At 71.3% G+C, this 22,908-nt stretch carries 21 protein-coding genes; 7 read left to right on the plus strand and 14 right to left on the minus strand.

Annotation, left to right across the window (positions count from 1 at the left end):
• The first annotated feature begins 149 nt into the window (after positions 1 to 149).
• Entirely contained in the window at positions 150 to 608 is a 459-nt protein-coding gene (locus tag ACFMQL_RS03165) for a lamin tail domain-containing protein (protein ID WP_378784502.1), read from the plus strand.
• A 107-nt stretch (positions 609 to 715) separates the two neighbouring features.
• On the opposite strand, the gene ACFMQL_RS03170 is transcribed toward ACFMQL_RS03165, so the two are convergent.
• The 4 genes from ACFMQL_RS03170 to ACFMQL_RS03185 are packed head-to-tail and all read right to left on the minus strand — an operon-like array spanning position 716 to position 4,745.
• Positions 716 to 1,315 carry a response regulator transcription factor gene (locus tag ACFMQL_RS03170; RefSeq protein ID WP_364067313.1) on the minus strand — a complete coding sequence of 200 codons (600 nt, stop codon included), beginning with the start codon at positions 1,313 to 1,315 and terminating at the stop codon, positions 716 to 718.
• Positions 1,312 to 2,424 (minus strand): sensor histidine kinase, encoded by a 1,113-nt coding sequence (locus ACFMQL_RS03175; RefSeq protein WP_378784504.1) that lies wholly within the window; start codon positions 2,422 to 2,424, stop codon positions 1,312 to 1,314. Before ACFMQL_RS03175 ends, ACFMQL_RS03170 begins: the two co-directional genes overlap by 4 nt.
• A complete protein-coding gene (locus ACFMQL_RS03180; protein WP_378784506.1) occupies positions 2,421 to 3,536 on the minus strand; it encodes a sensor histidine kinase in 1,116 nt (371 codons plus the stop codon). Before ACFMQL_RS03180 ends, ACFMQL_RS03175 begins: the two co-directional genes overlap by 4 nt.
• Before the next feature lie 57 nt (positions 3,537 to 3,593).
• Positions 3,594 to 4,745 (minus strand): hypothetical protein, encoded by a 1,152-nt coding sequence (locus ACFMQL_RS03185; RefSeq protein ID WP_378784508.1) that lies wholly within the window; start codon positions 4,743 to 4,745, stop codon positions 3,594 to 3,596.
• 119 nt (positions 4,746 to 4,864) lie between these two features.
• Here ACFMQL_RS03185 and ACFMQL_RS03190 point away from each other — a divergent pair, with 119 nt between their 5' ends.
• Complete coding sequence (locus ACFMQL_RS03190; RefSeq protein ID WP_364067305.1) at positions 4,865 to 5,782, plus strand: LLM class F420-dependent oxidoreductase; 918 nt, start codon at positions 4,865 to 4,867, stop codon at positions 5,780 to 5,782.
• Positions 5,783 to 6,289: 507 nt separating this feature from the next.
• Positions 6,290 to 7,690, plus strand: a complete 1,401-nt coding sequence (locus ACFMQL_RS03195; RefSeq protein ID WP_364067304.1) for a sugar porter family MFS transporter — start codon at positions 6,290 to 6,292, stop codon at positions 7,688 to 7,690.
• Positions 7,691 to 7,940: 250 nt separating this feature from the next.
• Here the strand turns inward: ACFMQL_RS03195 and ACFMQL_RS03200 are convergent, their stop codons facing one another.
• Positions 7,941 to 8,684: a CAP domain-containing protein gene (locus tag ACFMQL_RS03200; protein WP_364067302.1), complete on the minus strand. Its 744-nt coding sequence runs from the start codon at positions 8,682 to 8,684 to the stop codon at positions 7,941 to 7,943.
• Between the two features lie 364 nt (positions 8,685 to 9,048).
• Positions 9,049 to 10,302: a class I SAM-dependent RNA methyltransferase gene (locus ACFMQL_RS03205; protein WP_364067300.1), complete on the minus strand. Its 1,254-nt coding sequence runs from the start codon at positions 10,300 to 10,302 to the stop codon at positions 9,049 to 9,051.
• A 65-nt stretch (positions 10,303 to 10,367) separates the two neighbouring features.
• Between ACFMQL_RS03205 and ACFMQL_RS03210 the strand changes: the two genes are divergently transcribed.
• Complete coding sequence (locus tag ACFMQL_RS03210; RefSeq protein ID WP_364067298.1) at positions 10,368 to 11,993, plus strand: alpha/beta-hydrolase family protein; 1,626 nt, start codon at positions 10,368 to 10,370, stop codon at positions 11,991 to 11,993.
• Here ACFMQL_RS03210 and ACFMQL_RS03215 read toward each other — a convergent pair.
• Positions 11,986 to 14,028 (minus strand): APC family permease, encoded by a 2,043-nt coding sequence (locus tag ACFMQL_RS03215; RefSeq protein ID WP_364067296.1) that lies wholly within the window; start codon positions 14,026 to 14,028, stop codon positions 11,986 to 11,988. The two genes, ACFMQL_RS03210 and ACFMQL_RS03215, sit on opposite strands and share 8 nt — an antisense overlap.
• Before the next feature lie 102 nt (positions 14,029 to 14,130).
• Here ACFMQL_RS03215 and ACFMQL_RS03220 point away from each other — a divergent pair, with 102 nt between their 5' ends.
• Both ACFMQL_RS03220 and ACFMQL_RS03225 read left to right on the plus strand, forming a co-directional pair.
• Positions 14,131 to 14,796 carry a potassium channel family protein gene (locus tag ACFMQL_RS03220; protein ID WP_378784510.1) on the plus strand — a complete coding sequence of 222 codons (666 nt, stop codon included), beginning with the start codon at positions 14,131 to 14,133 and terminating at the stop codon, positions 14,794 to 14,796.
• Positions 14,796 to 15,455, plus strand: coding sequence for a TrkA family potassium uptake protein (locus tag ACFMQL_RS03225; protein WP_364067292.1), 660 nt, complete (start codon positions 14,796 to 14,798; stop codon positions 15,453 to 15,455). Before ACFMQL_RS03220 ends, ACFMQL_RS03225 begins: the two co-directional genes overlap by 1 nt.
• Positions 15,456 to 15,498: 43 nt before the next feature.
• On the opposite strand, the gene ACFMQL_RS03230 is transcribed toward ACFMQL_RS03225, so the two are convergent.
• Positions 15,499 to 15,729 (minus strand): hypothetical protein, encoded by a 231-nt coding sequence (locus tag ACFMQL_RS03230; RefSeq protein ID WP_364067290.1) that lies wholly within the window; start codon positions 15,727 to 15,729, stop codon positions 15,499 to 15,501.
• Between the two features lie 117 nt (positions 15,730 to 15,846).
• On the opposite strand from ACFMQL_RS03230, the gene ACFMQL_RS03235 reads away from it, so the two are divergent.
• Positions 15,847 to 17,574 (plus strand): HAD-IIB family hydrolase, encoded by a 1,728-nt coding sequence (locus tag ACFMQL_RS03235; protein WP_378784512.1) that lies wholly within the window; start codon positions 15,847 to 15,849, stop codon positions 17,572 to 17,574.
• Positions 17,575 to 17,975: 401 nt separating this feature from the next.
• On the opposite strand, the gene ACFMQL_RS03240 is transcribed toward ACFMQL_RS03235, so the two are convergent.
• From ACFMQL_RS03240 to ACFMQL_RS03265, 6 genes are all read right to left on the minus strand, one after another.
• A complete protein-coding gene (locus ACFMQL_RS03240) occupies positions 17,976 to 18,647 on the minus strand; it encodes a DUF3159 domain-containing protein (protein ID WP_364067286.1) in 672 nt (223 codons plus the stop codon).
• Between the two features lie 4 nt (positions 18,648 to 18,651).
• Positions 18,652 to 18,858: an OB-fold nucleic acid binding domain-containing protein gene (locus tag ACFMQL_RS03245; protein WP_225289212.1), complete on the minus strand. Its 207-nt coding sequence runs from the start codon at positions 18,856 to 18,858 to the stop codon at positions 18,652 to 18,654.
• Positions 18,859 to 19,065: 207 nt separating this feature from the next.
• Positions 19,066 to 19,707: a DUF3710 domain-containing protein gene (locus ACFMQL_RS03250; protein WP_364067282.1), complete on the minus strand. Its 642-nt coding sequence runs from the start codon at positions 19,705 to 19,707 to the stop codon at positions 19,066 to 19,068.
• An 83-nt stretch (positions 19,708 to 19,790) separates the two neighbouring features.
• Complete coding sequence (gene dut, locus ACFMQL_RS03255) at positions 19,791 to 20,183, minus strand: dUTP diphosphatase (protein WP_378790128.1); 393 nt, start codon at positions 20,181 to 20,183, stop codon at positions 19,791 to 19,793.
• Between the two features lie 47 nt (positions 20,184 to 20,230).
• Positions 20,231 to 20,785 carry a PaaI family thioesterase gene (locus ACFMQL_RS03260; protein ID WP_364067278.1) on the minus strand — a complete coding sequence of 185 codons (555 nt, stop codon included), beginning with the start codon at positions 20,783 to 20,785 and terminating at the stop codon, positions 20,231 to 20,233.
• A 562-nt stretch (positions 20,786 to 21,347) separates the two neighbouring features.
• On the minus strand, positions 21,348 to 22,835 hold the full coding sequence (locus tag ACFMQL_RS03265; protein WP_378784513.1) for an AI-2E family transporter: 1,488 nt from the start codon (positions 22,833 to 22,835) through the stop codon (positions 21,348 to 21,350).
• Between the last annotated feature and the right edge of the window lie 73 nt (positions 22,836 to 22,908).

A 22,908-nucleotide genomic window follows, 5' to 3' on the forward strand; every position in this document is an offset into this window, starting at 1 on the left:
CCGTCCGATCAGGTGGGACAGGGCCGCTTCCGGTTGACCGGTTCAACGGGGTCCGTCCGACCGGTTCTAACGCGCGTGCCAACCACCCGCGCCGCTCCGCCGTCCTCTCTCTGTCGCTTCATCCTGATCAATGACGAGAGGACCTATTGGTGAGAGTCGCCCCCGCTGTCGCCGCGCTCGTCTCCGCCGTCACGCTGGCCGCCGGCACCGCCCTGCCGGCCGCCGCGCGGACCGCTCCGCATCCCGTACGGATCGTGAAGATCTACTACGACTCCCCCGGCGCCGACCGGCGCACCAACGACTCGCTGAACGCCGAGTACATCACGCTGCTCAACACCTCAAGGCGAGCCGTCAACCTCAAGGGGTGGAAGGTGCGCGACAAGAGCGGCTACACCTACAAGTTCGGCAAGGTCGTCTTACGCGCCAAGAAGCGCGTCACCCTGCGCACCGGACAGGGCGACGACGGCGTCGCCGTCGTCTACTGGAACCGCAAGCAGTACGTGTGGAACAACGACGAGGACACCGCCTACCTGCTCGACCGGAAGGGCAGGCAGGTCGACTCCTGCTCGTACAAGGCGAGCAGCAGGTCCGCCTACGTCGACTGCTGAGCCCGCGGCGGCCGCGCCGGGCCTCCCCTCCGGCGCGGCCGGTGTCCTCCGGCAAGCCGTCCCGACGTCCTGTGCGGGAGGCGTTCCGATGTCCTGTGCCGCGGGCGTCAGAGCCAGCCCATGCGCTGGGCGGTGCGGATGGCCTCCAGCCGGTTCTGAGCGTTCAGCTTCGTCATCGCGCTCGACAGGTAGTTGCGCACGGTGCCCTCGGTGAGGTGCAGCTCGGCGGCGATGCGCGCGATCGTGGCGCCGTCGGCCGCCAGCCGCAGCGCGTCGCGCTCCCGCTCGGTCAGCGGGCTGTCGCCGGCGGCCATCGCGGCGGCGGCCAGCTCGGCGTCCAGGTAGCGGCCGCCCGACTGCACCTTGCGGATGGCCATCGCCAGCTCCTCCGCCGAAGCGTCCTTGCCCAGGAAGCCGCTCACCCCTGCGGCCATCGCCCGGCGCAGGTAGCCGGGCCTGCCCAAGCTGGTCAGAATGACGATCTTGCATTGGGAGCTGATCTGCTCGGCCGCGCTGAGTCCGTCCATGCCGGGCATCTCGATGTCGAGCACCGCCACGTCGGGGCGGTGCTCCTCGACCGCCGCCAGCACCTCGTCGCCCCGGCCGACCTGCGCCACCACCTCGATGCCGTCCTCAAGGTCGAGCAGGGCCGCGATGGCGCCGCGGATCAGGTGCTCGTCGTCGGCGAGCAGCACGCGCGTGGTCATGCCGGCACCGCCGCCCGCAGCAGGTAGCGCCCGGACTGGTCGGGCTCGGCCTCCAGGGTGCCGCCCGCCGCGCGCAGCCGCTGCGCCAGCCCGGCCAGGCCGTTCGGCGCATGCTCGCCGACCGGCCCCGTCACCCCGTCGTTGGACATCTCCAGCACCCCATCTTCGATCGTGATCGTGCAACGTTCGGCTTTGCTGTGCTTGAGCACGTTCGTGGCGCCCTCGCGGACGACGGTGGCGAGCAGCGTACGGGCCTCGGGGCTCAGGCTCGCGGTGTCCGCGCGCACGGTGCAGCGCACGTCGGCCGCCTCCAGCACCGCGCGCACGCTGGCCAGCACCTCGTCGAGGTCGACGGCCCGGTAGTTCTGCACGACCGTGCGCACCTCGCGCAGCGAGCGTCTGGCCAGGTCGCGCACCTCGAACATCTCGGCCGCCGCCGCCTCCTTGTCCGTCAGCAGCGTCCGCTGGGCGTGCTCGGTCCTGTGGGCCACGTCGGTGAGGCTCTGCCCGAGCAGGTCGTGAAGGTCGCGGGCGAAGCGCAGCCGCTCCTCCGAGACCGCCAGCCTGGCCATCGCCTCCTGCCCTTCGTAGGCCTCCTGGGTGAGCCGCCACAGCCACAGGTTCGCCCACACCGCGCCCACCGAGATCAACGTGAAGACGCCCAGGACCAGGAGCGCCGGCAGCACGGAGTAGTCGTCGAGCAGCCAGGCCCACCCGGGGACCGCCACCAGCGACGCCCCGACCAGGATGAACAGCGTGCGCCTGCGGACGAACGGCGTCATCAGCGCCAGCCACGTGGGCACCGTCCAGAACTGCGCGAAGCCCAGCACAAGCCCGATCGTGATCACCCCGGTCACCGCCAGGATGACGGTGGGCCGCGGTCCGCCCCTGACGGCGATCCTGAACGGCCGCGGGCTGAGCACGACGAAGACCGTCAGCGCCACGGCGCCGAGCGCGATCGGCGGCCACCCCATTCCTGCCTGCAGGAGCAGGAAGAAAGCGAAGTAGCCGAAGAACGGGAAGATCAGGATGAGGTCGGTGCAGTAGACGATGAGCCAGCGGACCTTGGTCAGCCGGTTCGCGTTCCTGATGCGGTCGATGACGTTCACGCCGGCACCACCGCCCGCAGCACGAACTCACCGTCAGGGGTGGGCCGGGCGGAGAACGAGCCGCCCGCCGCGACCAGCCGCTCCGACAGGCCGCGCAGGCCGCTGCCCGCCTCCGCCGGAGAGGCCGTCACTCCGTCGTTCACCATCTCCAGGACGCCCGCGTCGATCTTGATCGCGCAGCGCGTGGCCGAGCTGTGCTTGAGAATGTTCGTGCCGCCCTCGCGCACGGCCCAGGCCAGCAGCGTCCGCGCGGCCGGCGACAGGCCGTCGGTCTTGGCCTCGATCACGCAGGTGGCGCCGGCCGCCTCCAGCGCCGCCCGTACGCCCGCCAGTTCCTCGTCCAGGTCGAGCGCCTGGTAGCCGTGCACGGCCTGCTGCACCTCGAACAGCGACTCGCCGGCGAGCGCGCGCACCTCCGCCATCTCGGACGCGGCCCTGCCGGGGTCCTTGGTGGCGAGCTTGGCGGCCAGCTCGCTCTTCAGCGTGATGACCGACAGGCTGTGTCCGAGCAGGTCGTGCAGGTCGCGGGCGAAGCGCAGCCGCTCCTCGGCCACCGCGAGCCTGGCCCTGGCCTCCCTGCCCCGGTGGGCGTCTCTGATCACCCACCACAGCCACCGCCACAACAGCATGGTCACGATCACCGCCGCGGCCGACAACGTCGTGCCGAGCAGCACGCCGGGCCACGCCTGGCCGGTGACCAGCACCACGTACACGGTGATCGCCGCGACTACCGCCGCGGCGAGCCAGAACGTGGCGCGCGGCCGCAGATAGAGCGCCGCCAGCGACAGCCAGAGCGTCGCGGTGTCCACCCACATGCCGGCGGACACGCCCGCGTGGGGGATGAGCATGAGCAGCGCGACGCCCAGCAGCCCCGTCACCATCAGCTTGACCGTGGGCTTGCTGGGTCCGTCGTAGCCGTCGTGCAGGACGATGGTGAAGAGCACGAAGTACGGGACCAGCAGCACCAGGCTCGCCACCCCGCGAACGGCGTCGAGCGAGCCGCTCACCATGCCGGCCACCGAGAAGCCCGCGAGAAGCAGGCACATCAGCCCGACGCTGCCGTCCATCCAGTACAGCAGGATCTTCTTCGCGGTCTCGGGACGTGCACCCATCACGCCCCTCCCCTGCTGACCGAAAGTCCCCCGGGAACCTCCCAGGCCAGCGAAATCTTATCTATTGGGCGGGTTATGCCAAAGAATGCGTGCCACGCCCGGTCTTGGGGTGGTTCCGCGCAACGACAGCCAGGCCAGGCGGTGGCGGTTGGCGTACGCGACCAGCCTCCATGCGTCCTGGACGGTGAGATCGTCCGCGCTCGACGGCATCAGCGTGAGCGCGAGCCGCCGGTACGCCGCGTCCGCGCTCGGCAGGTCGTGGATCTGGGCGAGCTGGCCCGCCGCCTTGCGCACACCCACCGCCACCAGGTCCAGCCGGCCGCCCGCCGACGTGGCGCGCGGCTCGATGGGGGTCAGCAGGTTGACCGTGCTCACCTGCGCGCCCACCTTGCGGGTGGCCCGCAGCATGGCGACGTCCTGCGCCGACAGGCCGTCGCGGCCGAGCGGAAGCGTGAAGCCGACCCGCAGCGGCCGTTCGCGCTGTATGGCCGCGATGGCTCGGGCCCTGCGCAGCACGGCGGCGCGGTCGGCGCTGTCGCGGATCTCGAAGTCGGCGGCGGTCGCGTCGAACGCCCGCACGACACGGCGGTAGGCGGCGGCGAGCGCGCCCGGCCTCGCGCAGGCGGCGGCCAGGTCCTGGCCGCGCGGGCCGCCGAACACCGGCATCGCGTCCCCGCCTGCCGCCCGCAGCCTCCGCACGCGTTCCGTCACGCCGCCCTTCGCCCGCCCCTTGCCTCTACGCCCGTTGCGGCCGTCATTCGGCACGCCGGGCCGGTCGGTCGGAGTCGCCGCCGAGCCGCCGGAGGTCGCACCCGGCTCACCCGTCGGAGTCGCCGCCGAGCCACCGATGGCCACGCGTGACTCGCCGCTGGAAGCGGGAGCCCAGGTGGGGACGCAGGCACCGGTCGCCGCCACCACGTGGCCGAGCGCGTAAGAGCGGACGCCGGTGCGGCGCGAGTCGGCCGCCAGGTCGAGCGCGGGCGAGCGGGCGGCGTCGGCGAAGGCCACGAACCCGCTGAACGCCTCCCCCTGGGGCTGCTGCTCGACCTGCGTGGCGACCGGCGTGGCGGCCGGCGGGCGGGCGGGACGCGGCTCCGCATCCGCCGGGAGCATGCGGATCGCCGCGGCGGTGCCGGCGGCCAGGGCGATCGCCCCGAGAACGGCGAGCGGGCGCGGGAGCGTGCCCGGCTCCCTCCTGTGCCGAGACATGGGCAACCCCGTGTGGTCGATCGGCTACGATTCGTCGCTGCCGCTGAACGTTAGCAAGCACGTACGGCGTGGCGCGGCCCTTTTCCGGTTCACGTCCGTTGTGTGCGGATAATGTGGTCATGAAGCTGCGGATCTTCACCGAGCCCCAGCAGGGCGCCACCTATGACGACCTGCTCTCCGTGGCCCAGACCAGCGAGCGGCTGGGCTTCGACGCGTTCTTCCGGTCCGACCACTACCAGCGCATCGGTCCCGGCGACCCGGGTCCCGGCTCGACCGACGCCTGGATCACCCTTGCCGGCCTGGCCCGCGAGACCTCCACGATCCGGCTGGGCACGCTGGTCTCGCCGGCCACGTTCCGGCTGCCGGGCCCGCTTGCCATCAGCGTGGCGCAGGTCGACCAGATGAGCGGCGGCCGGGTCGAGCTGGGCTTCGGCACCGGCTGGTACGACCAGGAGCACTCGGCGTACGGCATCCCGTTCCCGCCCGTCAACGAGCGGTTCGGCCGCTTCGAGGAGCAGCTGGAGATCATCACCGGTCTGTGGACGGCGGAGAAGACGTACTCCTTCGAGGGGAGCTACTACCGCCTCGCCGACTCTCCCGCGCTGCCCAAGCCGGCCCAGCGGCCGCGCCCGCCGGTGATCATCGGCGGCACCGGGGCCAAGCGCACGCCGCGGCTGGTGGCCGCGTACGCCGACGAGTACAACGTGCCGTTCCGCCTGCCGGCCGAGACCGGTGAGGCGTTCGACCGCGTACGGAAGGCGTGCGAGGCGACCGGGCGCAACGTGCGGTTGTCCGCGGCGCAGACCACCGTCGTCGGCGCCGACGAGGCCGAGTACGAGCGCCGGTGCGCGGCGATCGGGCAGAACCCCGACGCGCTGCGCGAGAACGGCCTCGGCGGCACCCCCGCCGAGGTGCTGGAGAAGATCGGCAAGTTCGCCGAGCTGGGTGCCGAGCGGCTCTACCTGCAGATTCTCGACCTGCAGGACATGGAGCACCTGGAGCTGATCGCCGCCGAGGTGCTCCCGCACGTCTCGTAACGGCTGACGGCCGTTTTCGCTGGCCGGCGGTCTTCGGCTCCTCACGTGCCCGGCGATCGGCGCCGCTGTAGACGGCGGTCTCCGGGCGTCCGTGAGCGCGCCGCCGGCGCTCGTCATGGTGTGGCGTTCCTCCCGCGCACGTCCCCCAGCGGGTGCGGGAGCCCGCGCGTACCGACCGGGCTGGATCTCGGCGGTCCGAGGTTCGTGGCGGACGCCGGGCGCGGGATGGATGTGAGCGATTCGCTTGCCCCGCGCCCGGCGCCGCTCCTGAAACGCTGCCCGTTTCCCCGCCACCTACGCCCTGCCCGCCACGCCTGCCCTGCGTCCTTCCGCTCTCAGGGCACGCCCGCTCCCGCTTCCACGCGACCGCCCTCCACGCACGCGCGCCCCTGCGCATGTTCGCTCCTGCGGCCCTGCGCGCTCGACGTCGTAGGCCCGTGACGGTCGCGCTTCGAATACGTGGGTGATCAGAGGGTAGTTCGGGACCATTCAGGGGGAAGGACCTGCATGGCTACTCGATACACCCATCATGAGCATTTGGGTCACGTGGTCTTCATCACCGCGGCCGCGGCCATCGGTGGGTTCCTCTTCGGTTACGACAGTTCTGTCATCAACGGCGCTGTGGTCGGCATCCAGCGCCACTTCCAGGTGGGTCCGGTCGAGATCGGCTTCGTGGTGGCCATCGCGCTGCTGGGGTCGGCCGTGGGCGCGTGGGCGGGCGGCGGGCTGGCCGACAGGTGGGGGCGTACGCGCTCCATGCAGGTCGCGGCGGCGCTGTTCGCGGTCAGCTCGATCGGGCAGATGCTGCCGTTCGCGGTGTACGACCTGGCGTTCTGGCGGGTGGTGGCGGGCTTCGCGATCGGCATGGCGTCGGTGCTGGGACCCGCGTACATCGCGGAGGTGGCCCCGCCCGCCTACCGGGGCAGGCTGGGCTCGTTCCAGCAGCTCGCCATCGTGCTCGGCATCGCGGTCTCGCAGCTCGTCAACTACGTGTTCGCGCGGGTGGCGGGCGGCGATGTGAACAACCGCATCTGGCTGCTGGAGGCGTGGCAGTGGATGCTGGGCGCCTGCCTGGTGCCGGCGCTGCTGTTCCTGCTGTTCGCCTCGACCATTCCCGAGTCGCCGCGTTATCTCGTCATGTCGGGACGTACGAGCCGGGCCCGCCAGGTGCTGGCCGAGATCGAGAGCGAGGACACCGACCTCGACGAGCGCATCGCGGAGATCCAGCACGTGCTGCGCACGGAACGCATTCCGGGGCTGAGAGACCTGCGCGGCAAGGCGCTGGGCCTGCTGCCGATCGTCTGGATCGGCATCGTGCTCTCCACCTTCCAGCAGTTCGTCGGCATCAACGTGATCTTCTACTACTCGTCCGTGCTGTGGCAGTCGGTCGGCATCAACCAGAGCGACTCGCTGCTGATCAGCTTCTCCAGCTCGATCATCAACATCATCGGCACGTTCATCGCGATCTCGCTGGTGGACAGGATCGGGCGCAAGCCGCTGCTGCTGATCGGCTCGGCCGGTATGGCGATCTCGCTGGCCACGGCCGCGTGGGCGTTCAGCTTCGCGCAGGGCGAGGGCGAGGCGGTCTCGCTGCCGGATCCGCAGGGCGCGATCGCGCTCATCGCGGCCAACTTCTTCGTGCTGTTCTTCGCGCTGTCGTGGGGTGTCGTGGTCTGGGTGCTGCTCGGCGAGATGTTCCCCAACCGCATCCGCGCCGCCGCCCTGGGCGTCGCCGCCGCGGCCCAGTGGCTCGCCAACTGGGCGATCACGGTGTCGTTCCCGGCGCTGGCCGACTGGAACCTGCCGCTCACGTACGCCATGTACGCGCTGTTCGCGGCCTTGTCGTTCCTCTTCGTCAGCAAGTGGGTCAAAGAGACCAAGGGGCGCAAGCTCGAAGAGATGGGCTGAACCACAGCCTCCGAAGGACGGGCTGCCCGTCACATCGGGCGGGGCTTCGCGTCGCGACGGGCGAGAGCTTCGCGTCGCGACGGGCGAGAGTTTCGCCTAGTGGCGGGCGAGGGCTCCGCCTCGCGCCGGGCGAGAGCTTCGCGTCTCAACGGACGGGGGCTTCGCGTCGTGGCGGGGAAGGGTACAGGCGCGGCCCCCTTCCCCGCCACGAGCGCCGCCGGCCCTCCTGGCGAGGCCGTGGTCCGGGGGATCAGCGGGCGGCGAAGTCCTGCGTCCAGTAGATCTGGCCCTTGGAGTTCTTGGCCGCGCCGACGCCGATGAGCGTGTACCGGCAGTTCATGATGTTGGCGCGGTGCCCGGAGCTGTTCATCCAGGACTTCATCACCTCGGCGGGCGTGCGCTGGCCCATGGCGATGTTCTCCGCCCAGGCGTTGCCGCCGGTGAAGCCGGCCGCCCTGATGCGGTCCATGAACGAGCGGCCGTCCTTGGAGGTGTGGTCGAAGTAGTTCTTCGCGGCCATGTCGGCGGAGTGGCCGTACGCGGCGGCGTGGAGCTGTGCGTCGTGCTTGAGCGGCTTGCAGCCGCCCTTGGCCCGCTCGGCGTTGACCAGCCGGACGACCTCGTTCTCCTCGGCGGTGCCGACGGTGCCGCTGCCGTTGGCGGGCGGCGGCGTGCTGGGCTTGCTCGTCGGCGGGGTGCCGGGCTTGGTGGGGGCGGGCGTCGGGATGCCGCTACCGGGGGTGCAGGTGAGCTTGACGGCCTTGGACTTCGCGGTGTGCCCGCGGTAGTCGGTGGCGACCGCGTAGTACGTACCCGCCTTGCAGGGCAGCGCGAGCGTGATGCGGCCGTCCCTGGTGGCCCCGCTCTTGACGACCGGGTCGGTGCCGGGAACGGCCCGCTTGATGCGGATGCGCAGGAGCGCGTCGTCGAAGCAGCCCCGGCGGACTGCCCAGGACTGGATCTTCAGTGCGTCGCTGACACGCGGCTTGGCCACGCTCACACGGCACCGAGCCGCCTCCGTGGCCGCGGAAGCCTGCGCCGCGCTGAGTGGCGTGGCGATCGCTGCCAGGCTGACGGCTGCGGCGAGTACCCCAAGGGGTCTACGCATAGGGGGTTTCCTCCAGTTGCGGTAGACGCTGGATGGCACCGCATTCTGTCGGGACCGATACCGATTTGTCATCCGAACGGAGACATTGGGCAGCAAAACCGGTAAACCACCGTGATGGGTGATGCGCCTGTGCAACCCCGTCCGGTCGTACCGAAACCCCTATGGGCACGGACGAATCGACCCCCGCACCCGAAGGCGCGAGGGCCGAAAATCGTGCATTGAGATCTGCGTCACATTGGCGCGGTGAAGATCAGCCTTGCCGCACGAGCAGCGCCACGCATTCCACGTGGTGGGTCATCGGGAACGCGTCGAAGGCCCGCAGGTCGGACAGGGGGTAGCCGTGGTCGCGGAACCAGGCCAGGTCGCGGGCGAGCGTGGCGGGATCGCAGGAGACGTACACGATGCGCGAGGGCTCCAGCGCACTGACCCGCTCGACCACCTCGCGGCCGAGCCCGGCGCGCGGCGGGTCCACCACGACGACGTCGGCCCGCTCGATCTGGAAACGGTCGAGCGCCTCCTCGACCCGCCCGCGCTCCACGCGCGCCTGCGGCAGGTCGCGCAGGTTGGCGCGGGCGTCGCGGACGGCGGCCGCCTCCGACTCCAGCCCGAACACCGCGCCCTCGGGGCCCACGGCCTCGGCCAGCCCGGCGGCGAACAGCCCGACCCCGCAGTAGAGGTCGAGCGCCCACTCCCCCGGCTCCGGCGCGGCGTAGGCGAGCACCGCGTCGAGCAGCGTCTCGGCCGCCCCCGGGTGCACCTGCCAGAAGCCGCTGCCCGCCACCCGGAACTCGCGGTCGCCCACCTGCTCGTGCAGCACCCCCGAGCCGCGTCGCGCGACCGTGCGGCCCCTGCCCTGGTCGAGCAGGATCGAGGCGGGCGCGTCGAGCTCGGGCACGGGCACGCTGCGGCGCGGCCTGGGCGCGACCACGACGGCGCGCTCGCCCCCGGATGAGGCGATGACCTCGACCACGGCGGCGCCGGGCCACCGGTGGTCCTGAGCGCCCACCGCCTCCACCTCGGGGTGGGCGATCAGGCAGGCGTCGATCACCTGGATGTCGTGTGAGCGGTGCTTGCGGAAGCCCAGCTCGCCGGATGGGGTGGCGGCGAACTGCACGCGCGTGCGCCAGCCGAGCCCGTCCTTGGCACCTGGGACCTCCTCGACGACGACCTCGCGCTCGATGCCCGCGAGCCGGCGCAGCTGCTCGGCCACGACCTGGGCCTTGAGCCTGCGCTGCGCATCGAGGGTGGCGTGCTGCCAGTCGCAGCCGCCGCACCGCCCGGGTCCGGCGTAGGGGCAGGGCGGCACCACGCGGTCGGGTGAGGCTTCGAGGATCTCGATCGCGTCGGCCCGCAGGAAGCGGGAGGTCTCCTCGGTGACGGCGGCTATCACCCGCTCGCCCGGCAGCGCGTGCCGTACGAACACGACGCGCCCTTCGTGGCGCGCCACACACCAGCCGCCGTGGGCGACCGGACCTACCGTCAGCTCGAGAGTTGCCTGTTCCACAGCAGACAGCCTATGCCCAGGCCCGCAGCGTCCCAGCCGGGTGCGAGCGCTTACTGTAAGGGGTCATGGACAGAGTGGTACGGCGGAGGCCCGGCTTCGGCGGCACCCTGCTGGCCACGCTGTTCGCCTGCGCCTCGCTGACGCCGTCGTTGCTGCCCAGGCCATGGCTGTACCAAGGTGTGATGGGCGCGGTCACCGCCATACTCGGCTATGCCGTGGGCGCCGCGCTGGGGGCGCTCGGCCGGGCGGTGATCCGCTACCGGCCGCCGGAGCGGGCGCGGCGGATCATCTGGCGGGTCATGCTGGCGGGCTGCGCCGCGCTGTCGGCGGTGACGCTCTGGTACAGCTACGACTGGCAGCGCGACCTGCGGGCCCTCATGGGCATGGACACCCGCATCACCTGGTTCCCGCCGGTGATCCTGGCGCTCACGGTCGTGCTCTTCTTCCTGGCCCTGCTGCTGGCCCGGCTCGTCCGCCTGGCCGGGCGGAAGCTGAACGCCTGGCTCGACCGCTTCGTCCCGCCTTACCTGGGCCACGTCGCGGGGGTGATCGCGATCGGGCTCGCGGTCACCGTGTTCGCCAACGACGTGCTGTTCAACGCGTTCGTGGCGCGGATCAACGACATCTCGTCCGTGGCGAACGAGGGCACCCACCCGGGCGTGCGCAGGCCCACCTCCGCGTACGTCTCCGGCGGCCCCGGTTCGCTCGTCTCGTGGGAGTCGCTGGGCCGCGAGGGACGCCGCTTCACCGCCTCGGCCGCCACCCCGTCGAAGCTGTCGGCCTTCTCGGGCAGGCCCGCCGTCCAGCCGATCAGGGTGTACGTCGGACTGGAGAGCGCCTCGTCACTGACCGCGCAGGCGGACCTTGCGGTGCGCGAGCTGGAGCGCACGGGCGCGTTCGGCCGCCGGGTGCTGGCCGTGCTGGGCACCACCGGCACCGGGTGGGTCGATCCGCGCATCGCAGACGCGCTGGAGTACATGTACAACGGCAGCTCGGCCATGGTCGCGATGCAGTACTCGTACCTGCCGAGCTGGGCGTCGTTCCTGCTCGACAGGGACAGGGCGGCGACCGCGGGGCGGGCGCTGTTCGACGCGGTGCGCGCGCGGTGGGCGCGGCTGCCCGCCGGCAAGCGGCCCAAGCTGCTGCTGTCAGGTGAGAGCCTGGGCTCGTACCAGTTGGAGGAGAGCTTCCGCGACCTGGACGACCTGACGGCGAAGGCGGACGGCGCGATGTTCGTGGGCCCGCCCAACGCCAACCGCATCTGGCACCGCCTGACCAGCGACCGCGAGCCGGGCAGTCCCGTGTGGCGGCCGGTCTACGACGACGGCGAGACGGCGAGGTTCGCCCAGCGGCCGGGCGACCTGTCCACGCCGCCGGCCCCGTGGCGCCACCCGCGCGTGGTCTACCTGCAGAACGCCACCGACCCGGTCGTGTGGTGGTCGCCGGAGCTCATCTACGACCGTCCCGCCTGGCTGGAGGGCAGGCGCGGGCCCGGGGTCAACCCGGAGATGAACTGGTTCCCGCTGGTGACGTTCTGGCAGGTGCTGGTGGACATGACGACCGCGCTCGACGTGCCCGCGGGCCACGGCCACCGCTACGGCGCGAACATCGTGGACGGCTGGGCCGCCGTCGCCCCGCCGCCCGGCTGGGACGCCGGCGACACCCGGCGGCTGCGCGCCCTGCTCAGCTAGGGCTCTTCTCCCGGTGCCCTGGCGTCCGGTGCCCCGGCCGCCGCACCGCGCCCGGCGCGTACGGCTCGGGCCTGCCGATGAGCCGGTTGGAGGAGTGGAGCTGCCAGGGCACGCTGGTCACCATGACGCCGGGCTTGAACAGCAGGCGCGCCTTCAGCCGCAGCGCGCTCTGGTTGTGCAGCAGGTGCTCCCACCAGCGGCCGACGACGTACTCGGGGATGAAGACCGTCACCACGTCGCGCGGCGAGCGCCTGCGCAGCGTCTTGACGTAGTCGAGGACGGGCTGGGTGATCTCCCGGTACGGCGAGTCGAGCATCTTCAGCGGCACCGGGATGCCGCGCCGCTCCCACTCCTCCTGCAGCTTGCGCGCCTCCTCGCCCTCAACGCCGACCGTGACCGCCTCCAGCGTGGACGGCCGGGTGGCGCGGGCGTAGGCGAGGGCGCGCATGGTCGGCTTGTGGATCTTGGAGACGAGCACGATCGCGTGGTTGCGCGCGGGCAGCATGGACGCGTCGTAGTCCTCGGTGAGCTCCAGCTCGGCCGCGACGTTGTCGTAGTGACGCCTGATGCCCTTCATCATGAGGAAGAGCACCGGCATCGCGATCACCACGATCCAGGCCCCGACCAGGAACTTCGTCAGCAGCACGACGATCAGCACGAGACCGGTCATGACCGCGCCGACGAAGTTGATCATCCGCGAGCGGTGCATCTGGTGGCGGACGCCCGGGTCGGTCTCGGTCTTCAGGTGGCGGGTCCAGTGGACGACCATGCCGGTCTGGCTGAGCGTGAACGAGACGAACACGCCGACGATGTACAGGTTCAGCAGCCGGCTGACGTCGGCCTTGAAGCCCCACAGCAGCAGGCAGGCGGCGAGCGCCAGGATGATGATGCCGTTGGAGAAGGCCAGCCGGTCGCCGCGGGTGTGGAGCTGGCGCGGCAGGAAGCGGTCCTGGGCCAGGATCGAGCCGAGCACGGGGAAGCCGTTGAACGCGGTGTTGGCGGCGAGGAACAGGATCAGCGCCGTCACCGCCGAGATCACCACGAAGGGCAGCGACCCGCCGCCGAACACCGCGTCGGCCACCTGAGAGATGATCGGCTGCTGGTGGTAGCCGGGGCCGACCGGCGTGCCGTCCGGTTTGAGCAGGTCCTCGGCCACGACGGACGGCTCGGCGAACTTGACCCCCGAGGCCAGGCCGAGCGCGACGATGCCGCTGAACATGGTGATCGCGATCAGGCCCATCATCAGCAGCGTGGAGGCCGCGTTCTTGCTCTTGGGCTTGCGGAACGCGGGCACGCCGTTGCTGATCGCCTCGACGCCGGTCAGCGCCGCGCACCCGGTCGAGAACGCGCGCAGCACCAGGAACGCGGCGGCGAAGGCGGTCAGGTTGGTCTGCTCGGGCTCGACCGTGAAGTGCGCGCTCGGGGCCTGGAGCTGCTCGTGCAGCAGCAGCGTGCGGAACCCGCCCCAGACGAGCAGGAGCAGGATCGCGGCCATGAACGCGTACGTGGGGATGGCGAAGGCGGCACCGGACTCGCGGACGCCGCGCAGGTTGACCACGGTGAGCAGGATGACGATGGCGATGGCGACGGCCGGCTTGTGCTGGGCGACGAACGGGAGGGTCGCGCCGACGTAGTCGACGCCGTTGGCGACGGATACCGCGACGGTCAGCACGTAGTCGACCATGAGGGCGCTGGCCACGGTGAGCCCGGCGTTCCTGCCGAGGTTGGTGGTGGCCACCTCGTAGTCGCCGCCGCCGCTGGGGTAGGCGTGGACGTTCTGCCGGTACGACGCCACCACCGTGATCATCACGACCACGACCGCGGCGGCGACCCACGGGCTGTAGGAATAGAACGAGACCCCCGCCAGGGAGAGGATGACGAGGATCTCTTGTGGCGCGTAGGCGACCGACGAGAGCGCGTCGCTCGCGAAGACGGGTAGCGCGATCCGTTTGGGGAGAAGTTGCTCGTGGAGCTGCCCGCTTCGCAGGGCGCGCCCCACGAGCAAGCGTTTGACAAGATCCGTTACCTTCGCCACGTAACGAGATGCTAGTCGCAGGCCGATGCCCGGCCCGAGGTGCTCCCCCCGAGGGCCATACTGGTGTCGAGCAACCGGCCGACCGCGTAGATGCGGGGGGACATGCATATTGTGATCATGGGGTGTGGCCGGGTCGGATCGACCCTCGCGCACATCCTCGAAGACAGCGGGCATTCCGTGGCCATCATCGATCGCGACCCGCAGGCATTCCGCCGGCTGCGTGCCGGGTTCCGCGGGCGGCGGGTGACCGGCATCGGGTTCGATCGTGGCGTGCTCATCGAGGCCGGCATCGAGTCGGCCGCCGCCTACGTCGCGGTCTCCAGCGGCGACAACTCCAACATCATCTCCGCGCGGGTCGCCCGCGAGACCTTCGGCGTCGACAACGTCGTGGCCCGCATCTACGACCCCCGTCGCGCCGAGGTCTACCAGCGGCTCGGCATCCCGACGGTGGCCACCGTCCGCTGGACGGCCGACCAGATCATGCGCCGCATCCTGCCCGAAGGGGCCGAGCCGCTGTGGCGCGACCCGACCGGCACCATCGTCCTGGCCGAGGTCGTCGTCAACCCCGCGTGGATCGGCACCCGCGTCACCGACCTGGAGGAGCGCGCCCGCACCCGCGCCGCCTTCATCAACCGCATGGGCGAGGCCGTGACCATCTCCCCCGACACCGTGGTGCAGGAGGGCGACGTGCTGCACGTGATCGCCGCCGAGTCTGACATGGATCGCATCAACAAGGTGCTCGCCGCCGCACCGGAAGGGGATGAGTGATGCGCGTCGCCATCGCCGGAGCCGGCGCCGTGGGCCGCTCCATCGCGGCCGAGCTGCTGGAGAACGGCCACGAGGTGCTGCTCATCGACAGCGACCCCCACGCCATCAAGATCGACAGCGTGCCGCGGGCCGAGTGGCTGCTCGCCGACGCCTGCGAGATCGCCTCGCTCGACGAGGCCGGGCTCAACAACTGCCACGTCGTGGTGGCCGCGTCCGGCGACGACAAGGTCAACCTCGTGGTGTCGCTGCTCGCCAAGACCGAGTACGGCGTGCCGCGCGTGGTCGCCCGCATCAACCACCCCAACAACGAGTGGCTGTTCAACGAGTCGTGGGGCGTCGACGTCGCGGTCTCGACGCCGCGCCTGCTCAGCGCCCTGGTGGAGGAGGCGGTGAGCGTCGGCGACCTGGTGCGGCTGATGACGTTCCGCCAAGGACAGGCCAACCTGGTCGAGCTCACGCTGGCCGACGACGCGCCGGTGGTGGGGCAGCGGGCCGGCTCGGTGCCGTGGCCCGCCGACTCGGCGCTGGTGGCGATCCTGCGCGAGGGCCGCGTGCTGGTGCCGACCGCCGACGACCCGCTGGAGGCCGGAGACGAGTTGCTGTTCGTTGCCAGCCAGGAGGTGGAGCAGGAGCTGGCCCACCTCCTGTCGCAGCACTAGCCGCACGCGGGCCCTCGCTCGGGCCCGCGCTCGGGCCCGCGCGTCAGAACAGGCCGACGTGCTTGTGGTGGTGGTCGTGCTTGCGCTTGAACCACACCGTCGCGCACCCGCCGTCGGTGGTCCAGATCGTGAACGGCTTGAGCCTGAGCACGTCCGTCACACCCGTTCCGCACGGGTGAGCCGCCCCCTGGAAGGTGGCGGCGATCGCGGGCGTGGTGGAGAGGAGCAGCGCCGCGGCGGTCATGGTGACGGCGGCGATAGCGCATCTGTACATGGCGGTCCCCCGATAAGTAAGAGGCGAATGTTCGCCAGGCTTGTACCCCCGAGAGTGGATCGACTGGTTCAGCGTTCCACCCGGAGATCTTTACCTTTGAGCGGGTAGGGCAGGGCCATGCGCTACAACGTGCTGGCCACCGACTACGACGAGACCCTCGCCAGGGGCGGCCAGGCGGACGAGGAGGCCATAGCGGCGCTCGAACGCCTGTCCAAGGCCGGGATCAAGCTGCTGCTGGTCACCGGCCGCGAGCTGGACGACCTGCTGTCGGTCTTCCCGCACCCCGCCCTGTTCGACCTGATCGTGGCCGAGAACGGCGGGCTGCTGTACGACCCGCACCAGCGCACCTGCGACGCCCTGGCCACGCCCCCGCCGCCCGAGCTCGCCGAGCGCCTGCGCGCTGCGGGCGTCACCCCGCTCGGCGTCGGCCAGGTCGTGGTGGCCACCCGCGAACCGCACGACGTGACGGTCCTCGAAGCCATCCGCGAGCTGGGCCTGGAGCTGCAGGTCATCTACAACAAGGGCGCGGTCATGGTGCTGCCGCCCGGTGTCAACAAGGCCAGCGGCCTGGCCGCCGCACTCGACCGGCTCGGCCTGTCACGGCACGGCACGGTCGCGGTCGGCGACGGCGAGAACGACCACGCGTTCCTGAGCGTCGCCGAGTGCGGGGCCGCCGTGGCCAACGCCACGCCCGCGCTCAGGGAGTCCTGCGACCTGGCCCTCGACGGTGCGGCCGGGCAGGGGGTGGCCGAGCTGGCCGGCAAGCTGCTGGCGGGCGACCTCGACGGCCTCGAACTCGCCCGTCACCACGTGCTGCTCGGCCACGACGACGGCGCCGAGGTGCGGCTGCCGACGTACGGGCTGGGCCTGCTGGTCGCCGGGCCCTCCGGCAGCGGCAAGTCCACCGTCACCACCGCGCTGCTCGAACGGCTCGTCGGCGACGGCTACCAGTGCGTCATCGTGGACCCCGAAGGCGACTACGCCGAATATCCGGGCGTGACCGTACTCGGCGACCCCGACCGGGTGCCCGCCATCGACGAGGTCCTGCACACGCTGGAGCACCCCGCCCACAGCGTCGTCATCAACCTCATCGGCCTGCAGCTGCGCGACCGGCCCGCATACTTCGCCGAGCTGCTGCCCCGCGTCGCCGGCCTGCGCGCCAGGCTCGGGCACCCGCACTGGCTCATCCTCGACGAGGCGCACCACCTCATGCCCGCCGAGGTCCGCCACGTGCCGCTGCAGAGCCCCGGCGACCTCGGCTCGGTACTGATGATCACCGTGCATCCCGACGCGCTCAGCCCGGCCGCGCTGCGCATGGTCAACAGCACCGTCGCGGTCGGCAAGAACCCGGAGAACACGCTCGCCGCGTTCGCCACCGCGCGCGGGCTCGACGCGCCCCCGGTGACCGGCGCGTCCGGCGACATCGCGCTGTGGCTCGACGGCACCGGCTCCGCCCGGCGGCTCACCCTGGCGCCCGCCCGCGTCGAACGCACCCGGCACCGCCGCAAGTACGCCGCCGGCACCATGTCCAAGGACAAGAGCTTCTACTTCACCGGGCCGGAGCAGCGGCTGCGGCTGCGGGCCAGGAACCTGCACACGTTCGTGGAGCTGAGCGAGGGCGTGGACGACGACACCTGGCTGCACCACCTGCGGCGCGGCGACTACTCGACGTGGATACGCGAGAGTCTCGGCGACGCCGAGCTGGCCGAGGAGGCGGCGGCGCTGGAGGGGGACGAGGCCGCAGACCCAGGCGAGACGCGGCGGCGGATGGCCGACCTGATCGCCGCCCGCTACACGCTGCCCGCCGAGCCCACCGCCTTCGACCCCGAACACGACGACCGCTGACCCGCACGCGTCTGCCGTGGGGCGCGGCAGACGCGTCCCACAGCCGCGGCAGACGCGTCCCGGCTCACCGGGCGCAGCCCCGCACTCCGGCCCCTCCCGGGCGCAGCCCCGCGCTCCGGCCCCTCCCGGGCGCAGCCTCGCACTCCGGCCCCTCCCGGGCGCAGCCTCGCACTCCGGCCCCTCCCGGGCGCAGCCTCGCACTCCGGCCCCTCCCGGGCGCAGCCTCGCGCTCCAGCCTCTCCCGGGCGCAGCCCCCGCCCTACCGGGCACACTCTGCTCACATGGGTGCGGCCCGCACCCCGCCGGTCCTCCACTCGGGCGGGGTACGGGCCGAAGCTCAGGCCAGGTTCGTACGTCTTGTGCCGTCTTGTACTGTCCCGTACCGGCCGAGGCCGGAGGGGTCAGGCGGGGGCGACCGGAGGCTTGACCGGGGTGCGGCCGCGGCCGAGCACCCAGACCATGGCCGCCAGCGCCGCCACCTGCAACGGCCACCCCATGATGATCTTGGCGAAGCCGAGCGCGGCGACCGCCTGGTCACCGCCGCCGAACAGGTAGACCGGCCCCTGCACGGCCACCCGGATCGCGCACGGCAGCATCAGCAGCCAGGTCAGCCGCGTGCACAGCTTCACGATGCCCGGGTCTTTGTGCCAGCCCGTCGGGTCGCCCGTGACCGAGCCGATGAGGAATCCGACGATCGGCCACCGGGTCACGATGGAGATCAGCATCACCACGGCGTAGCCGGCGTTGTAGAGGATGCCGGGCAGGAAGTAGTCTTTCGCGTCGCCCGTACGGCTGGCGAAGAACGCACCGATCGCGATGCCGATCAGACTGTTGATCACGAACTGCGGCGTGGACCTCTGCAGCAGCCGTACGAGCAGCAACAACACCGACAGCGAGATACTGATGATCAGCGACAGCTTCAGATCCTCGCTGAAGATCCACGACAAAGTGAACGCGATCGTCGGCACCGCCGCCTCGATGATGCCCCGGACACCGCCGAGCGCCTTCGCCAGCTGTGCTCGAACCGCCGCTTCCACGGTGTCGTGGGCGACCTCTTCCGCCTCGGCACTCACCTGATCAACTCCCTGGCCGCAGCTCGTAACGCGGATTGAACATCACCTTGCGCCCGTCCTGCATGCTGACCAGGCCCTCGGCCTTGACCGTGCGGCCCGGCTCGATGCCCGCGATCTTGCGGCGGCCGAGCCAGACCAGGTCGATGACGTCGGACCCGTCATAGAGCTCGGCCTCGAGAGCAGGAGCACCGCCTCTCGGACGCAGTGTCACCGTACGTAGCGTACCCGCCACGCAGAAGCGGCGGCGGCCGCCACACGAGACGATCGGAGTGGCGCCGACCTCGTCGGCGTCCTCCCGCAGCTCGCGGGCCTCGATCTCTGACTGGGGGAGGCCAGCCGGCTGAAGAACCCGCGCAATCCCCCGCGTTTGGGGGGCTCTGCCGTACCCATGATGCCTCAGCCTATGTGATGTCGGCCGCTAGCGAATCTCGCTGATTTCAGGCCCTCGCTTGTACGGGTTGAACCTCGACCGCTCGGCCGTCTCCTGGCGGCTCGGGTCGTTGGGGCGGCGCAGCGGGATCGGCTCCTCCCGCGCCATCGGCTCGTCACCCCTGACGACCACGACGTCCTTGATGAACTCGTGGAACGCCTCGGCCGTCGCGTCATCGACCGCCGCCTTGCCCGAGATGACCGCGAGCAGGAACCAGCGGGGCCCGTCGATGCCGATGTAGCGGGCCGGCCTGCTGCCGCCGTCGACCCGCATCTCGCCGCTCAGCTCCGTGCCGAACGGGCCCTCCTGCTCCTGCAGGTGACCAGCCTGGCCGGCGATCTTCGTTCTGATCTCGTCCCACAGGTCCATGCTGCGCGGCGCGGCCAGCGCCTGCAGCTGCAGCGAGCTCTCGTCGTACAGGACGACCACGCCGACGTGCTGGTCTCCGACGGAGGCCAGCCGCACGTCGAAGTCAGGGTTGTGCGGCAGTCGCAGACCGCCCAGGTCGATGCGGTCGTTGTCCGGATGTGGCTCGTCGGCGTCCCACGGGCCGGACTCACGCATCGGCGGCGCGGGCTCCTGCTCGACCACCGGCTCCGGCTGCTCACGTCGACGACGACGTCGGAACACGTTCCTCACTCTCCCTGTTCATCGGGCCGGCCCGTTGTACGTCTGACGACCATCTCCGGGCCCCGTCTCGGGCCCCGCACCGGTCAACGCCCTGTGGACCCGAACCCGTTCGCGCCGCGTACGGAACCCGGCAGGCGCTCCACCTCGTAGAAGGCGGCCCGCTCCACGCGCTGCACGACGAGCTGCGCCACGCGGTCGCCCCGGCGCAGCCGGAACGGCTCCTTGGCGTCGGTGTTGATCAACGTCACCTTGATCTCGCCCCGGTAGCCGGCGTCGACCGTGCCGGGCGCGTTGACGAGCGTGACCCCGTGCTTGGCCGCCAGGCCGGACCGCGGATGGACGAACGCCGCGTAGCCGTCGGGCAGCGCGATCGCCACGCCCGTGCCGACCACGGCGCGCTCGCCGGGCTTCAGCTCCACGTCCTCGGCCGCGTAGAGGTCGGCGCCGGCGTCGCCCGCGTGCGCGTACGACGGCATCGGCAGCTCGCTGTCGAGCCGCTGGATGAGGACCTCTACTCTGCTGCTCAAGGATTCACCTCGTAGTCCGGATGTTCGACCTCGATGGCGGCCAGATCGCCGTGCTCGGCGAAGTGCTCCATGTTCACCTCGATGAACAGCGCTGCCGCGCGGACGGCGACCGGTCCGTCTGGAGCGCCGATGCGCCCCTCAGCCTCAAGGTACGCCTTCCTGCCCACGATGCCGTTGCACCAGGCACGCAGGTGGAGTGTCGTGCCCACGGGAACGGGGAGGAGGTAGTCGGTCTCCAGCCGTCCCGTCACATAAGGCTTGCGGAACAGGTAGACGGACATACCGATGACCTCGTCCATCGCGGTCGCCAGCACACCGCCGTGCGCCAGCTTCGGCGCGCCCTGATGCGCCTCCCCCACCGTGAACTCGGCCTCGACGGTCGCACCGTCGGGCGTCCTGGCCTTCAGGTGCAGCCCCGTCGGGTGCTCGCTGCCGCATCCGAAACACCGGCCGTAGTGGGAGCCCAGGACGGTGCCCGGCGCGGGCGCCCCCGGCGGCGCCTCCGGGCGTTCTGCGCCGGGCGGCGGAGTGGTGAGGGAGGAACGCGTCACGGGTGATGAGGTTACTCCGTACCGCCACCACCCGAACCACGCGACCAGCCCACCCGCGCCCTCCCCGCTCCCAGGGAACCCCGCACGCGGCAAACCGCCCTCCACCTGACGGACGGCTTGCACGACCCGGCCAGCGCGCGCCGACCGCCGACGGCCACCGTGCAAACCGCCCTCCACCCGACAGACAGCTAGCACAACCCGGCCAGCGCGCGCCGACCGCCGACGGCCACCGTGCAAACCGCCCTCCGCCCGGCGGACGGCTCACGTGGAAAGCCGCTCGCGCCCGAGACGCCTGAGTCGCCGCTCCCGGGTCACGCCGCTTCGCACCGAACGGCCGCCCGAGGCTACGCACGGGAAGATCCCCGAGGACTATGCACGGGAAGAGGCGACCTCCGCACCAGGGCCGGGGGCACCAGGGCCGGTGACGTCGCTCCCGGCATCGCGGGTGTCGCTTCCCGCATCGCGCCCATCGCGAGACGCACGGCCATCCGCGCCTCGCCACCGCACCGGCCTTAGCACCGACCGCGCGCACAGCACCGCCTGCCTGCACGGCACCGCTCGCCTACACAGCACCGCTGGCGTGCCCAGCGCCGCTCGTCTGCATAGCATCCTCCGCCTGCGCAGCACGGCCGTCCTGTCCTGCGTCGCTGCGGGCGTCGCCGTCGGGCGAGGAGCTGTCGTCTCGTGCGAGGACGGCGTCCCGCCGCTCGCCACCGTCACTACGGCCGCCGTGAGCACCGCCACCACCCCCGCGACGGCCACCACCACCGCCACCACCGCCGCGACGGCCACGAGTGCCGCCGCCGTCACCACGGCGGTCACGACCAGCGTCGTCACCGTCATCAGGACGGCCCCAGTCGTCACCGTCATCAGGACGGCCCCAGTCGTCGCCGTCACCGCCGGAAGGACCCCCACCGTCACCGTGGCGGTCGGGGGTGTCGCCGGGTGGGCGTGAGCCCGGTGGGGCCGTGGAGTCGTCGTGGCCCGGGGGCAGCTCCGGCGGCTTGTGGCGGAGCTCAGGCAGGGCGCGGTAGATGACGGCCGCGACCGGGACCGCCACGGCGGCGCCCGCGATGCCGGCCAGGACGCCGCCCACGGACAGCACGAGGATGATGGCCAGCGGGTGGAAGTGCAGCGCCCGGCCCACGATCAGCGGCTGGAGAACGTGGTTTTCGAGCTGCTGCTCCACGATGAGGATGCCGAGGAAGATCAGCGCGTAGACGAGCCCCTTGGCGCCCAGGGTGACCAGGGTGGCGACGGTGCCGGCGAAGAAGATGCCGACGATGGGGATGAAGCTGGCGAAGAAGATGATCACCGCCAGTGGCGCCCACAGCGGCACGCCCATGCCGGCGAGCACGACGCCCATGATGAGCCCGTGCACGGCGGCCACCGCCACGGTGCCCTGGACGTAGTGCGAGAGCGTGGTCCAGGCGGCCCTCCCGGCGCGGTCGACCCTGGGCGCCACCGAGCCGAACGCCTTCAGGAACCAGACCCAGATGCGATCGCCGTCCTTGAGCAAGAAGAACGTCACGAACAGCAGCAGCACGATGGACGCGAGCACCTCGATGGCGACCGCGCCGGCCGACAGCACGGTGCCGGTGATGGCGGTGCGCTGCTCGTTGACCATGGCGGCGATCTCGTCGACGTAGTCGGTGATCTGCGCCTCTTCGAGGTGGAGCGGCCCGGTGATCAGCCACTCCTGCACGGTCCTCGCGGTCTCCTGGACCTGGCTGACCAGGCCGGGGAACTCCTCGCTCGCCCGCGCCCCGACCAGCCATCCCGTGCCGACGAGCACGGCCAGCGCGACCAGCATGGTGATCCAGGTGGCGTAGATGGGCCGCATGCCGGCGTTGCGCAGGCTCTTGGTGAGCGGGAACAGCAGCGCGGTCAGCAGGAGCGCGATCGCCACGGGCAGCGCCACGAACGCCAGGCGTGCGATGGCCTGGACGATGAAGTAGACGACCACGCCGACGAGGATCAGGCAACCGGACCATGCGGCCATCCTGGCCAGCACGGGCGGCACGAGCTTGGTTGGGCGGTCGGGCAGCACGTGTTCCAGACTGGCATGTCCGGGCCCGTGACGCGCGCGGATATCGCCCCGACCGCTGTGAGCGAAATCGCCC

Origin of the sequence: Nonomuraea fastidiosa, assembly GCF_042751225.1 — a bacterium.
GTDB classification, from domain to species: Bacteria; Actinomycetota; Actinomycetes; order Streptosporangiales; family Streptosporangiaceae; genus Nonomuraea; species Nonomuraea fastidiosa.

Bases quoted from the DNA above. Each gene is read 5' to 3' on its own strand.
- ACFMQL_RS03220 (WP_378784510.1), top strand. From the start codon at position 14,131: ATGCATATTGTGATCATGGGGTGTGGCCGGGTCGGATCGACCCTCGCG.
- ACFMQL_RS03180 (WP_378784506.1), bottom strand. From the start codon at position 3,536: ATGGGTGCACGTCCCGAGACCGCGAAGAAGATCCTGCTGTACTGGATG.
- ACFMQL_RS03170 (WP_364067313.1), bottom strand. From the start codon at position 1,315: ATGACCACGCGCGTGCTGCTCGCCGACGACGAGCACCTGATCCGCGGC.
- dut (WP_378790128.1), bottom strand. From the start codon at position 20,183: ATGCCGTCGTACGCGCACGCGGGCGACGCCGGCGCCGACCTCTACGCG.
- ACFMQL_RS03185 (WP_378784508.1), bottom strand. From the start codon at position 4,745: ATGTCTCGGCACAGGAGGGAGCCGGGCACGCTCCCGCGCCCGCTCGCC.
- ACFMQL_RS03190 (WP_364067305.1), top strand. From the start codon at position 4,865: ATGAAGCTGCGGATCTTCACCGAGCCCCAGCAGGGCGCCACCTATGAC.
- ACFMQL_RS03235 (WP_378784512.1), top strand. From the start codon at position 15,847: ATGCGCTACAACGTGCTGGCCACCGACTACGACGAGACCCTCGCCAGG.
- ACFMQL_RS03225 (WP_364067292.1), top strand. From the start codon at position 14,796: ATGCGCGTCGCCATCGCCGGAGCCGGCGCCGTGGGCCGCTCCATCGCG.
- ACFMQL_RS03195 (WP_364067304.1), top strand. From the start codon at position 6,290: ATGGCTACTCGATACACCCATCATGAGCATTTGGGTCACGTGGTCTTC.
- ACFMQL_RS03210 (WP_364067298.1), top strand. From the start codon at position 10,368: ATGGACAGAGTGGTACGGCGGAGGCCCGGCTTCGGCGGCACCCTGCTG.
- ACFMQL_RS03230 (WP_364067290.1), bottom strand. From the start codon at position 15,729: ATGTACAGATGCGCTATCGCCGCCGTCACCATGACCGCCGCGGCGCTG.